At 57.5% G+C, this 12,992-nt stretch carries 12 protein-coding genes; 6 read left to right on the top strand and 6 right to left on the bottom strand.

Annotation, left to right across the window (positions count from 1 at the left end; all coding sequences use genetic code 11):
• Window positions 1-10 precede the first annotated feature (10 nt).
• From phaZ to JT51_RS10945, 6 genes are all read right to left on the bottom strand, one after another.
• Window positions 11-826, bottom strand: a complete 816-nt coding sequence (gene phaZ, locus JT51_RS10970) for a poly(3-hydroxyalkanoate) depolymerase (protein WP_152563331.1) — start codon at window positions 824-826, stop codon at window positions 11-13.
• Between the two features lie 11 nt (window positions 827-837).
• Window positions 838-2,472, bottom strand: a complete 1,635-nt coding sequence (locus tag JT51_RS10965; protein WP_051927505.1) for a PHA/PHB synthase family protein — start codon at window positions 2,470-2,472, stop codon at window positions 838-840.
• Between the two features lie 9 nt (window positions 2,473-2,481).
• Window positions 2,482-2,946 (bottom strand): MaoC family dehydratase, encoded by a 465-nt coding sequence (locus tag JT51_RS10960; protein ID WP_037314039.1) that lies wholly within the window; start codon window positions 2,944-2,946, stop codon window positions 2,482-2,484.
• A gap of 224 nt (window positions 2,947-3,170) precedes the next feature.
• Window positions 3,171-3,875: a TetR/AcrR family transcriptional regulator gene (locus tag JT51_RS10955; protein ID WP_037312288.1), complete on the bottom strand. Its 705-nt coding sequence runs from the start codon at window positions 3,873-3,875 to the stop codon at window positions 3,171-3,173.
• A gap of 137 nt (window positions 3,876-4,012) precedes the next feature.
• Window positions 4,013-5,638 carry an AMP-binding protein gene (locus JT51_RS10950; protein WP_037312285.1) on the bottom strand — a complete coding sequence of 542 codons (1,626 nt, stop codon included), beginning with the start codon at window positions 5,636-5,638 and terminating at the stop codon, window positions 4,013-4,015.
• Window positions 5,639-5,841: 203 nt separating this feature from the next.
• Entirely contained in the window at window positions 5,842-6,447 is a 606-nt protein-coding gene (locus JT51_RS10945) for a helix-turn-helix domain-containing protein (protein ID WP_037312283.1), read from the bottom strand.
• Window positions 6,448-6,593: 146 nt separating this feature from the next.
• On the opposite strand from JT51_RS10945, the gene glyA reads away from it, so the two are divergent.
• The 6 genes from glyA to gcvT form a co-directional block, all read left to right on the top strand.
• Window positions 6,594-7,847 carry a serine hydroxymethyltransferase gene (gene glyA, locus JT51_RS10940; protein WP_037312281.1) on the top strand — a complete coding sequence of 418 codons (1,254 nt, stop codon included), beginning with the start codon at window positions 6,594-6,596 and terminating at the stop codon, window positions 7,845-7,847.
• An 11-nt stretch (window positions 7,848-7,858) separates the two neighbouring features.
• On the top strand, window positions 7,859-9,241 hold the full coding sequence (lpdA, locus tag JT51_RS10935) for a dihydrolipoyl dehydrogenase (protein WP_037312278.1): 1,383 nt from the start codon (window positions 7,859-7,861) through the stop codon (window positions 9,239-9,241).
• A 14-nt stretch (window positions 9,242-9,255) separates the two neighbouring features.
• Window positions 9,256-10,200 (top strand): lipoyl synthase, encoded by a 945-nt coding sequence (gene lipA, locus JT51_RS10930; protein ID WP_037312275.1) that lies wholly within the window; start codon window positions 9,256-9,258, stop codon window positions 10,198-10,200.
• Between the two features lie 25 nt (window positions 10,201-10,225).
• Window positions 10,226-11,644, top strand: coding sequence for an alanine/glycine:cation symporter family protein (locus tag JT51_RS10925; protein WP_037312272.1), 1,419 nt, complete (start codon window positions 10,226-10,228; stop codon window positions 11,642-11,644).
• A gap of 78 nt (window positions 11,645-11,722) precedes the next feature.
• Window positions 11,723-12,145 carry a universal stress protein gene (locus JT51_RS10920; RefSeq protein WP_037312269.1) on the top strand — a complete coding sequence of 141 codons (423 nt, stop codon included), beginning with the start codon at window positions 11,723-11,725 and terminating at the stop codon, window positions 12,143-12,145.
• Window positions 12,146-12,161: 16 nt separating this feature from the next.
• The coding region (gene gcvT, locus JT51_RS10915; protein ID WP_037314029.1) for a glycine cleavage system aminomethyltransferase GcvT at window positions 12,162-12,992 on the top strand (831 nt) is incomplete at its 3' end.

The raw sequence follows: 12,992 nt of genomic DNA, 5'->3' as shown, positions 1-12,992 counted from the left end.
GTGGTAATCTTCAGCCATCAACCATTGCGTCTTCATGGATGAATTCCTCGATCCGGTCGGCGATCTGTTCGGCTTGTGTCAGAACGAACATGTGACCGCAGGACACCATTTCAAGCGTGGCGTTTGGCAGGCGGCTGGCCAGAATCCGGCCGTTGACCGGCGGCACCAACGGGTCATCCTCGCCCATCAGAATCAGCGTCGGAAGCTTGACCTTTGGCAGCTGGAAATAGCTGGTCCAACCGGCACCGGCCAAAAGTTGATATAGGTAACCCCGCGTATCGCCCGCCTTCATCGCCATGGCATGGTCTTTCAGCAGTTCCTGATTAAATGCAACTTCACCGCCATAAATCTCGGCCCCGACCTTCAGCATGTATTCAGGGTCGGTGTATCGCTTGGGCGTGGCCATTTTGGACAATACGTTGATATTGCCCGGCACCATGATCATCCCCGGTGCGGTCGCGGCAAGGATCAGAGTGTTGCAGCGATCCTGAAAATCAATGGCGAATTGCTGTGCCAGACCTCCGCCCCAGGACACGCCGAAAACGTCGACTTTCCCCACGCCCAACTGATCAAGGATGTTGTTCAGCATCCGGGTCAGATTTGAGAACCTGTAAGGGGAAAACGGTGTCGGTGACCGACCGACACCCGGAACATCAAAAGCTATGAGCCGTGTGCGTTTGAAATGGTCGACGAAAGGACCGATCGTTTCAACACTGGCGCCAATGCCATTGCACAGCAGGATCGTCCGCTCTGCGTCGGCAGGGCCCAAAACCGCGACGTTCCAATCCTGGCCCATCGCAGTCATTGTCTGGCTTTCAATATCCAAAGGAACTCCTCTTACACGTTTTCATGAACATAGGTGCCGGGCGATTGCGCCAATGATTTGTACTTGGCCGAGCCCAGAGTTTTTGGCGCCTTGACCTGATCGCCTGCACGCTCTTCCAACCAAATGGCCCAATAATCCCACCAGGTGCCCGGGTTCATCTCGCCACCGGCCTGGAACTCTTCCGGAGTTGAGTGTTTTCCCTTGTTCGTCATGAACTTTGCCTTCGGGTTGCCCGGCGGGTTAACAATTGCCTGGATGTGGCCAGACTGGCTCAGAACAAACTCGTTGTCACCACCAAAGGCCTGCATCGACAGATAACACCCGTCCCATGGCGTGATGTGATCCGTCGTGCCCCCGACTACGAACTTGTCGCAGTCGACCGCGCCAAGGTCCATCTTGGTATCAAGCACATCAATATCGGCGCCTTGACGTGCGCCACCTTTTTGCAGGATGTCCAGCATATCGGTGTGGAAGGCGGATGGCAGGTTGGTCGTGTCGGCGTTCCAGAACAGAATGTCGAACGCGGGCGGTTCGTTGCCCAGCAGATAGTTGTTGACCCAATAGGCCCAGATCAGATCATTGGGGCGCAACCAGGCAAAGGCTTTTTGCAGATCCTTGCCGGGCAGGACACCTTTGGAGCGGGTGAACATCCGCGCCACTTCCAGCGTTTCGACATTGGCAAACAGCCCCATCGTCGTGTTCTTGGCCCCTTCTGTGTCCAGTACCGCGACCAAAAGGGTCAGCGAGTTGGCGCGTTCGATCCCTTTTGCCGACCAGTAGGACAGCAACAGCGCCGTCGTCAGCCCGCCCGAGCAAGCGCCGATCAGGTTCAGGTCCTTGGATTTCGAAATCTCGCAGGCTACCTCGGACGCGCGGTCAAGGGATTCAACATAGCTGTCCATGCCCCAGTCGGCATGCTCTGCCCCCGGATTGCGCCAGCTGACGATGAAAATCTGGTGGCCCTTGTTCCGCAGGTATTCGATCACCGACCGGTTGGGCGTAAGATCCCAGATGTAGAATTTGTTGATCTGAGGCGGAACGATGAAAATCGGTCGCTTAAACACCTTTTCGGTGGTGGGTTTGTACTGGATCAGCTCCAGCCGTTCTTCGCGATAGATGACCTCGCCTTCGCTGGTGCCGAGGTTTCCGCCCACTTCAAACTTGGACTTGTCCACCATGGATGGCAGCCCGTTGTTGTTGATCATGTCGTCGATGAAATGCTTGGCACCGTCGACCAGGTTCTTGCCGCCCTTCTCGAGGGTCATCTTCATGGCCGAAGGGTTGCCCATAAGCATGTTGGTTGGTGCCATGCTGTCGGTCAACATCGAAGACAAGAGCTGTGCGCGCAGTTTGTCGCGGCCGTCGATGTCCAGCGAATTCACCCAATCGTTCAGGCCGTTTGACCAGGTCAGATAGGTTTGCATCATCGCCTTATAGGCAGGGTTCGACGTCCAGATCGGGTCCAAAAACCGCTTGTCGCCCTTGGCGGGCGCGATCTCGGACGTGCCTGTCAGACTGGCAAAAGTGTTCTGAGCAACCTCGGAATAGGCTTGAAACAGTTTGTCGGGCTGCTGCAGCGAGGCCGTGTAGAACTGGCTCATGGCTTTGAAAAGGTCAGCAGATGTTTCGATTGTCTTCTTGGGCATTGCCGCCTCCTATCCAATAACCATTGCCAAAAGTTCGGCAACGACGGCGGGCTTGTCGGACCCATCAGCCTGAAGCGTCGCCTCAAGCCGTATCAGCTGATTGCCTGCCCCTTTGTCTTCGACACCGGCCAGTTTGAACCGGGAGCGTACTGTTGCACCAGCCGGAACGGGGGCAAGAAAACGCGCCTTATCCAGACCGTAGTTTAGCACTGCTTTGGCGTCAGAGGGGACAATTCCTGATGTTTCCGTTGCGGCAGCCAGCAAAGACAGGGTCAGAAACCCGTGGGCGATGGTTCCGCCAAACGGGCTGTGGTTGGCCTTTTCGACATCGACGTGAATCCACTGATGATCCCCGGTCACATCGGCAAAGCCGTTGATCTTGGGCTGATCCACATGAATCGGGTCGGACAGGCCAAAGTCGTGGCCGATGTGATCCTTCAGGGTGCGGGTCGTATAGTTCTCTGGCGCGGGCAAAATGTGTTTCTCCTGGTTCTGGTTGTCACACACCACGAGGCGTGGGGACTGGTCTTAAAAATAGAATTTCAATTTCAGTTCCAATATGCGCGGCGTCAAAACCGAGCAACTCTAACGTTGCGGCACAAGACTGGGCAGCACAACTCAGCCTAGGTCAGCTTACATCGCTGATCCAAGCTGTTTTTGTGTGTATCGCAAGAGGGAGGGAGGTTTTTGGACGGGCGTCAGGTCGCGCCGTCGCTGAGGATGCCCAACGCGGCATTGGTCAGCATATTCAACAACGTATCGTCGTCGCGCGGAAACAGTGCGCCCGACCCCAGCCGGGTCTGAAGGATCACAAGCAGGATAAGCTGCAACGCCTGTGTCATCGCAGCTTCTGGATCGGGGGCTTTGATTTCATCTTCGAAGGCGGGCAGGAATTCCACGACCCGATTGCGCAACAGGACGGACAGGTTTCCGGTATCGGTCCAGATCTCTGGATCATTTTGCGCCAGACGGTGCGCGGCGCGGTAGACCCCTAATCTGGTGGTCATGAACGCACAGGAAATCTGGGACAGAAAGCGCAACATGGTCCTGAGGTCGCCATGCTTCGATTTACTGAAGTCTGACGCCCCGATGATTTCGACCGCGTCGGTGATGTAGCGATCCACCATTACCTTGGCGAGCCCGTCCTTGTCACCGAACCGGTGATAGAATGATCCGATAGAGCACCCAGATTTTTTGATGATATCGCCGACCTTGGTGCCTTCGAACCCGTGATCCGCAAACAGAGCTTCGGCAGCAGCAAGCAGTTTTTGTTCTGACTGGACGCTGCGCTTTTGCCGGGCTGGCTTATATGTCTGTTCGACCGCGCGCGCCCGTGGCGCGTCGGCAAGGTCGGTATCCTTGGGCACCGCATTTTCGGAATGAACGTGTTTTGTACTGCTCATCCGTCTGTCATCTCAAATTATGACGGGAACCTCAATACTAGAATAAGATGTCTAATATACTAACAATTGAATTCATGCTTGGTTCGGTTGCGCCTGATGCCATGTTGGCACAGGTGCAACCGTTTCTTGTTTTGGCTTCAGGCGTCCCGCAATTCGCGGCGCAGGATCTTGCCGACACTGGATTTCGGAAGCTCATCAACAAAGGTGACCTTGCGCGGGGTCTTATAGGCGGTCATTTCGTTGCGGCAATGCGATATGACCGCGTCCGAGGTCACCTCGGCCCCCGGTTTCCTGACGATAAAGACACTGATGGATTCGCCGGTTTTCTCATCGGGCACCCCGATGCAGGCACATTCCGCAACGCCATCCACTTCGGTGACCACGGCCTCAATCTCATTGGGGAACACGTTGAACCCGGACACGATGATCATGTCTTTCTTGCGGTCCACGATGCGCAGATACCCGTCCTCGTCAAATACGCCGATATCGCCGGTGCGGAAATAGCCGTCGGCTGTAAAGGCCGAGTCATTTGCGTCAGGCTTGTTCCAATACCCCGACATGACCTGTGGCCCGGCGGCACAGATTTCGCCGCGCTCACCAATTGGCGCGGGGTTGTCGTTGTCGTCCAGCAGTTTGATATGGGTGGACGAGACCGGCAAGCCGCATGATCCGGTAAAGTCTTCGACGTCAAAAGGGACGATGGTCAACAGCGGCGAGGTTTCGGACAGCCCGTACCCTTCGGTGATGTGTTGACCCGTCAGGTTCTTCCAGTTGTGTGAGACGGTTTCGATAACCGCCGCCCCGCCACCGATGGACAGCTTGAGGCGCGAGAAATCGACCTCTTTCATGCCCGGGTGCATTGCCAGACCGGCAAACAGGGTGTTGACGGCCGGGAAGATCGTGATGCCCGCGTCCTTGATCGCGGCGATGAAGGCATCGGGGTCGCGCGGGTTCGGGATCAGTACCATCCGGCAGCCCAGCGACAGATAGGCCAAAGACAACGTCAGACCGAAGATATGATACAGGGGCAGGGCGACCAACATCACCTCTTCCGCCTCGACGCAGGCTTTGGGCAGAAAGGCTTTGTATTGTTCAAGGTTGGCGACCACGTTGCGGTGATTCAGAACAGCGCCCTTGGACGGGCCAGTAGTGCCGCCAGTATATTGAAAGAACAGCAGATCATCGCCGTTCAGATCGACCGGCGTGTACTGCATCCCTGCACCTGCGGTCAGAACGTCCGAAAAGGCCGTGGTGCCTTGCAGCCGATCATCGACCGGCGGCGACGGAATGGGCAGGTTTGCAGCGTCGCCCAGATCGACGGTAATGACCTTGCTGACCGAGGTGTTGCCGATGATCTCAGCCAGCGCCTGTGTGCATCCGCTGAAGATAATGATCGTCTCGGCCCCGGAATCGTTCAGCTGATGTTCCAGCTCGCGCGGCGTATACAGCGGATTGACATTGACCTGACACGCACCGGCCCGAAGAATGCCCAGCATCGCAACAGGAAAGGCAAAGATGTTCGGGGCCATCAGCGCGATCCGGTCGCCTTTTTTGACCCCCAGCTCGTTCTGGAGATAAGCCGCAACCGCGCGCGACTGCTCCTCGACCGCGCCATAGGTTATCGACGTGCCGAAACATTCATAGGCCGCATTGTCTTTGTATTTGGCCGCCGCGTCCTCGAACATAGCAACGATCGACGGATAGGCATGCGGATCGATCTCCTCCGGGACATCTTCATCATAGGTCTTAAGCCAATGTTTCAAAATTTTCCTCCTGTGGGGCCTTAATATGTTTTTTGGCTGAGGTACTAACCGCCTTCGCCTCAGACAGATTATTCCTGTGGATTCACGAACCGGCAAGCCAAAGCTTGCGTGACAGCCGCAGTGTGCAACATGGTTTCGGAATTTCGCAACGCGATTATTGAGGGCGCTTTTGGATCACGCAAGCGGTCGGATCAGCGCCCTGATCACGAGTCCAGCGACACCCAAAGAACCTGGGCATCTTGCGGGCTGGTTGAAATACAGCCATGCCCCATTCCGCTGTCGTAATAGAGTGAATCGCCCGCTTTCATCGCCAGCGGCCGATAGTGTTCTGAGATAAAGGTTAACTCGCCGCTGAGCACAAACATGAATTCTTCGCCGGAATGCCTGATCCAGGTGTCGAACTCGGAAATGTCGCGCGCCTTGATGGTGGCGATATAGGGCAGCATCTGCTTGCTGGTCAGCTCGGTGCACAGCAATTCGTGCAGATAGGTTGGTGTGTTCCGTATCTCGCCTTCACCTTTCGGCGTGAAATCTCGCCGTCCGGAAATGCCGGTCTGACCCGATTGCAGGAACAGCTGCGGCGTGTTCATGTCCAGTGCCTGGGTCAGGCGGCGGACAATGTCGAAACTTGGTCTGGTCTGGTTGTTTTCGATCTTCGAAAGGGTTGATCGGCCGATACCCGCAGCCCGGCCTGCTTCCTCCAGGGTCCAGCCTTTTGCACGGCGCGCATCGCGGATGGACCGCCCCAAAGCCGCGCCATCGTCCTGTTCGTCAGGACTGGGCGTATCGCTCCGATATTCCCCAGACATATTACTCCCCCCATTTTCCAAAAGCTTAGGAGTTTCCTCAAATGCGCACAATATCACAAATACGCGAAATATGTTGCCAGACGGAACATTTTTCCACTATAGGAAACATAGTTCCTGACAAGGATTCGGTTTCGGAGGAGGAAACCATGTTTAAAACGCCCCTGACTACGTCCGACCCGGTAATTGCTGCGTCCATTGCGCGCGAAGCAACCCGCCAGGCTGAACAGATCGAATTGATCGCATCCGAGAACATCGTCTCACAAGCTGTGATTGACGCACAAGGCTCGGTTCTGACCAACAAATACGCCGAAGGTTATCCCGGCCGCCGTTACTATGGTGGATGCGAATATGTGGATGAGGTCGAGGCCGAAGCCATCAACCGGCTGAAACAGCTGTTTGGCTGCGAATTCGCCAACGTCCAGCCGCATTCCGGCGCACAGGCCAACGGTGCCGTCAAATTGGCCCTGCTCAGCCCCGGTGACACGATTCTGGGCATGTCCCTGGATGCCGGTGGTCACCTGACCCACGGCGCGAAACCCGCCCAGTCCGGCAAATGGTTCCGCCCGATCCAGTATGGTCTGACGGATGCGGGTCTGATCGACTATGATCAGGTCGAAGCGCTGGCCAAGGCTGAAAAGCCCAAGATGATCATTGCCGGTGCATCGGCCTATTCGCAAAAGATCGACTTTGCCCGGTTCCGCCAGATCGCGGATGAGGTCGGAGCCTGGCTGCTGGCGGACATGGCCCATATTGCTGGGTTGGTCGCAACCGGCCTGCACCCTTCGCCCATTGGCCATGCGCATGTGGTGACGTCGACGACGCACAAGACCCTGCGCGGTCCGCGCGGCGGGATCATCCTGACCAATGACGAGGCGCTGGCGAAGAAAATGAATTCGGCCGTGTTCCCCGGTCTTCAGGGTGGTCCCCTGATGCACGTGATCGCGGGCAAGGCAGTTGCCTTTGGCGAAGCGCTGAAACCGGAATTCAAGGAATACATGCAGCGTGTTGTCGACAGCGCGTCGGCTTTGGCCAATGTGATGATGGCGCGCGGGTGTGATATCGTCTCGGGTGGCACTGAAAACCACCTGATGCTGGTCGATCTGCGCCCCATTGGCGTCACAGGCAAGGATGCCGAGGCCGCGCTGGAACGGGCAGGTTTTACCTGCAACAAGAACAGCGTTCCGGGTGATCCGGAAAAACCCACTATCACCAGCGGTATCCGTCTGGGCACCGCCGCAGGATGCAGTCGCGGCTTTGGCCCCCAGGAGTTCCAACAGATCGGCCACCTGATCGGCAATGTTCTGGACGCGCTGGCACAGTCCCCCGACGGTGATGAAGCCGTCGAACGGGAAACCCTCGAGAAAGTCCGCGCCCTGTGCGCAAGCCACCCGATTTACTGAGAGAAGACCAAATGACCACCTATGATCTGATTGTCATCGGGGGCGGACCGGGCGGCTATGTCGCCGCGATCCGTGCGGCGCAACTGGGCCTGAAAGTGGCTTGTGTCGAAGGCCGCGACGCGCTCGGCGGGACATGTCTGAATGTGGGGTGCATCCCCTCCAAAGCGTTGCTGACCTCTTCGGCCAAATATGCCGAAATTGCACATCTCTCCTCTCACGGCATTGCGGTCGAAGGGGCCAGCATCGACGTGTCCGCGATGATGGGGCGCAAGGACAAGATCGTAGGCGATCTGACCAAGGGGATCGCGTTCCTGTTCAAGAAAAACGGCGTTGAACTGATCGAAGGCTGGGCCAGCATCCCTGCCGCTGGTCAGGTCAAGGTGGGTGATGACATCCACGAGGCGAAAAATATCCTGATCGCCACCGGGTCTGAGCCAACGTCTCTTCCAGGGATTGAGATCGACGAGCAGGACATCCTCAGCTCGACCGGCGCGATTGCGCTGGACAGCGTGCCGGAACATCTGGTCGTGATCGGCGCAGGCGTGATCGGGCTGGAGCTGGGGCAGGTCTGGGCGCGCCTAGGCGCAAAAGTTACGGTTGTAGAATATCTTGACCGCGTGCTGCCGGGCATTGATGGTGAGACTGCCAAGCTTGCGCAGCGTGCCCTGTCCAAGCGCGGGTTGAAGTTTCAACTGGGCCGTGCCCTGAAATCCGTCGACAAGACGGAAGCAGGTCTGAGCCTGACCGTGGATCGCGTCGGAAAGGACAAGGAAGAAGTGATTGAGGCAGACAAGGTCCTGATCGCAGTCGGCCGCCGCCCTGTCACTCGTGGTTTGGGGCTGGAGGAGCTGGGCGTTGCCATCAACGCGCGCGGTTTTGTCGAAGTGGACGAAACATTCCGAACCTCGGTTCCGGGCATCTATGCGATCGGCGATTGCGTCCCCGGCCCGATGCTGGCGCATAAGGCCGAAGAAGACGGCGTTGCCTGTGTCGAATTGCTGGCTGGCGAAGCCGGTCATGTCGATTACAACACCGTGCCCGGCGTGGTTTACACCGACCCCGAGGTTGCCTCGGTCGGTCAGACCGAAGAAGCGTTGAAAGAGGCTGGCATCGAATACTCCGTCGGCAAATTCGCATTCATGGCCAACTCGCGGGCACGCTCGATCGGTGAGACGGACGGCGCTGTCAAAGTGTTGGCGGATGCGAACGGTAAAATCCTGGGTGGACACATCTGTGGCGCACATGGCGGTGATTTGATTGCAGAACTGGTCCTCGCTATGACTAAAGGCGCAACCGTTGCCGAAGTCGCTGCCACCTGCCACGCACACCCGGCCATGGGCGAAGCAGTCAAGGAAGCCTGCCTCGACACCATGGGCCGCGCAATTCACGCCTGAACCGGAGCAGCCAGATGACCATCCAGCTTCGCCCTCGCCACCCGGAAAAGGCCAAAAAGGCCGACAGCGTTATCCCACGTAAGCCAAAGTGGATTCGCAAGAAAAAAGTCGAAAGCGCAGAGTATTACGAGACCCGTCGCCTGATGCGGGATCACAATCTGGCAACAGTCTGCGAAGAGGCCGCGTGCCCCAATATTGGCGAATGCTGGTCCAAGCGTCACGCCACCATGATGATCATGGGCGAGGTTTGCACCCGTGGCTGTTCCTTCTGCAATGTCTCGACAGGTCGCCCGGATGCACTGGACCTGTTTGAGCCGGGGCGGGTTGCGGCCGCGGTGAAAAAGCTGGGCCTGCGCCATGTGGTGATAACTTCGGTGGACCGCGATGATCTGGGTGATGGCGGTGCAGACCATATCGCACAAACGATCCGCGCCGTGCGTCACCAGAACCCCGGCACCACCGTCGAAGTGCTGACGCCGGACTTTCTTGGCAAAGGGGCCGCCGCCGATATGGTGTTCGATGCCGCGCCGGACGTATTCAACCACAATCTGGAAACCGTTCCGCACCTGTATCCGACGGTCCGCCCCGGCGCGCGTTACTATACCTCGTTGCGACTGTTGGATGACGCCAAACGTGCCAACCCCGAGATTTTTACCAAGTCCGGCCTGATGGTTGGGCTGGGTGAGACGCTGAATGACGTGCGTCAGGTTATGGATGACCTGCGCGCCGCCAATGTCGATTTTCTGACGGTCGGTCAATATCTGCAACCGACCGCGAAACACCATCCGATTGATCGTTTCTGGTCACCGGAGGAGTTCGCCCAACTGGAACAGATCGCCCGATCCAAGGGCTTTCTGCATGTGTCCGCCACGCCGCTGACACGTTCATCGTTCCACGCGGACGAAGACTTTGCCGCCCTTAAGCAGGCCCGCCAACGGGCCATCGCAGACGGGGCATAAATCAAACGCAATTGGGAGGGAAACCATGGAAGCGTTAAACTCAATAGTCGGCTGGATCAACGGCGTGGTGTGGGGTGCACCCATGCTCGCCTTGATCCTGGGTGTCGGCTTTTTTCTGCAGGTCGGCCTGAAATTCATGCCGATCCTGCGTGTCGGCACCGGCTTCAAGCTGTTGTTTGCTGGTCGCGAAGGTCAGGGTGACGGTCAGATCAGCCCGTTCAACGCGCTGATGACGTCGCTGTCAGCAACCATCGGTACCGGTAACATCGCCGGTGTGGCCACTGCTGTCTTCCTGGGCGGTCCAGGTGCTTTGTTCTGGATGTGGATGACCGCCCTGGTGGGCATGGCCACCAAATATGCCGAAGCTGTTCTTGCCGTGAAATATCGCGAAAAGGATGAGCTGGGCAACTTTGTCGGCGGCCCGATGTACTACATTAAAAACGGCCTTGGTGCGAAATGGGCCTGGCTGGGCGGTGCATTTGCTCTGTTCGGCGCGATTGCGGCCTTTGGCATTGGTAACGGTGTGCAGGCCAATGGCGTCGCGCAGGTTCTGGAATCGAACTGGGGCGTCAACACCTCGGTAACCGGCATTGTACTGATGGTTCTGACGGCAGGCGTTATTCTGGGTGGTATCACACGCATCGGTGCGGTTGCCGGTAAGCTGGTTCCCTTTATGGCGGTCGCCTATATCTTCTTTGGATTGGTGGTTCTGCTCCTCAATATCGGCGCTATCGGTGAAGCGCTCGGCGAAGTCTTTGCCTATGCCTTTACCCCCTGGGCCGCAAAAGGCGGTGCAGCTGGTGCAGCTGTCTGGCTGGCCATTCGCTTTGGCGTGGCACGCGGCGTATTTTCTAATGAAGCTGGTCTGGGCTCGGCTCCGATCGCGCATGCCGCAGCCGAAACCAAAGGTCCGGTCAATCAGGGCCTGATCGCTATGCTGGGGACGTTTATCGATACGATCATCGTCTGTTCAATCACCGGTCTGGCGATCATCGCTTCTGGAGCGTTGGATGCGTCAGTGGCTGATTTCCTGGCCAACGGCGAGACAGAAGGTTATCAGGCAATTTCAGGTGCAGCGCTGACCCGGCTGGCATTTGAAACTACCCTGCCTGGTTTCGGCGGACACCTGATCGCCATCGCTCTGTCGATCTTTGCCTTCACTACCATCCTCGGCTGGTCGTTCTATGGCGAAAAATGTGTCGAGTTCCTGCTGGGCGTCAAATCCCTGATCCCCTACCGCGTCTTGTGGATCGTTGCGATCTACTTTGGTGCGACGGCCGATCTTGGCTTTGTCTGGCTGCTGGCTGACACGCTGAACGCCATGATGGCCATCCCGAACCTGATCGCCCTGGCATTGCTGAGCCCGATCGTCTTCAAACTGACGAAGGAGTTCTTCGCCTCGGGTGGCAAATCCGAAGAGCCTGGCGGCACCGCTGCCGAATAATCAGGCCTAGATATCAAATCGGGGGGCCATCCCGGCCCCCCGTCGTTAATCTGAATTCCTATCTCGAGGAGAGACGTGATGGCCACGAAAATCCTGCTGCCGATTGATCACACCGATGACCGCTCGTGGAAAAATGCGCTGCCGGCTGCCCTGGAACAGGCAAAGTTCTATGGGGCGGAACTGCACACGGTCTCCGTCATCCCTGAGATCATCCAGCTGCCGAACCTGCCCGCCAACTATGGTGCCGGTGCCAAAGACCATGTGCGCAATGCGGTTCAGGCTATTCTGGATCACGCCAATGCCGCAGATGTGCCTGTTCACGTCGAAGAAGGCAGCGTCTACCGTGAAATTCTGAAGCTTGCCCACAAAGAGGGCTTTGATCTGATCGTCATGGCTTCCACCAAAGGCGATTTCCCGAATTACGAGATTGGCCCGAACCTGGCCCGTGTCGTGCGCAATGCGCATTGCACCGTCATGGTCGTTCGCGACAATTCTCGCTGATTGAAAGGACGCTGACATGACGGACGCACCGAAACGCACTCCTCTCCACGCTTTGCATGTTGAGTTGGGGGGTAAGTTGGTTGATTTTGCGGGCTGGGAGATGCCTGTTCAGTATCCATTGGGTATTATGGGAGAGCATCAGCATTGCCGGGAGAAGGCGGCGGTTTTTGATGTGAGCCATATGGGTCAGGTGATCCTGCGCGGCGAGAATGTGGGTGAGAAGCTTGAGGCGCTGTGCCCGCAGGCTTATGCGACGCTGAAGCCCGGCAAGGCGCGGTATGGGTTTTTCACCAACGCGGATGGCGGGATCATGGATGATCTGATCGTGTCGAATGCGGGGGATCATTATTTTGTGGTGGTGAACGCGGCGCTGCGGCATCAGGATATTCCGCATATGAAAGCCCATCTGGACGGCGTCGAAGTGATCGAGATCTTCGACCGCGCGCTGGTGGCGGTCCAGGGCCCCAAGGCCGAGGATGTGGTGGGCGCGCTGTGCCCTGCGGCCCGCGATATGAAGTTCATGGAAACCATCGTGGCCGACATCAATGGCGTTGAATGCCGTATCTCGCGTCTGGGATACACGGGCGAGGACGGGTACGAGATTTCGATCCCCGAGGACCAGGCGATCGAGGTCACCAAGGCGTTCCTGGCGCATGAGGATTGCGAACCGGCGGGTCTGGGCGCGCGCGACAGCCTGCGGCTTGAGGCGGGTCTGTGTCTCTATGGCAATGACATCGACCAGAGGACCTCGCCGAACGAAGGCAGCCTTGGCTGGGCGATCCAGAAGCGGCGCAAGGAAGAGGGCGGTTTCCCGGGCGCCGAGCGCGTGCAGAAMGAGCTGGCCGAA

The organism is Ruegeria halocynthiae, from assembly GCF_000743705.1.
Classification (GTDB): Bacteria; Pseudomonadota; Alphaproteobacteria; order Rhodobacterales; family Rhodobacteraceae; genus Ruegeria; species Ruegeria halocynthiae_B.
The sequence above is the reverse complement of the archived record's forward strand: the minus strand, read 5'-3'. Positions and strand labels throughout refer to the sequence as shown.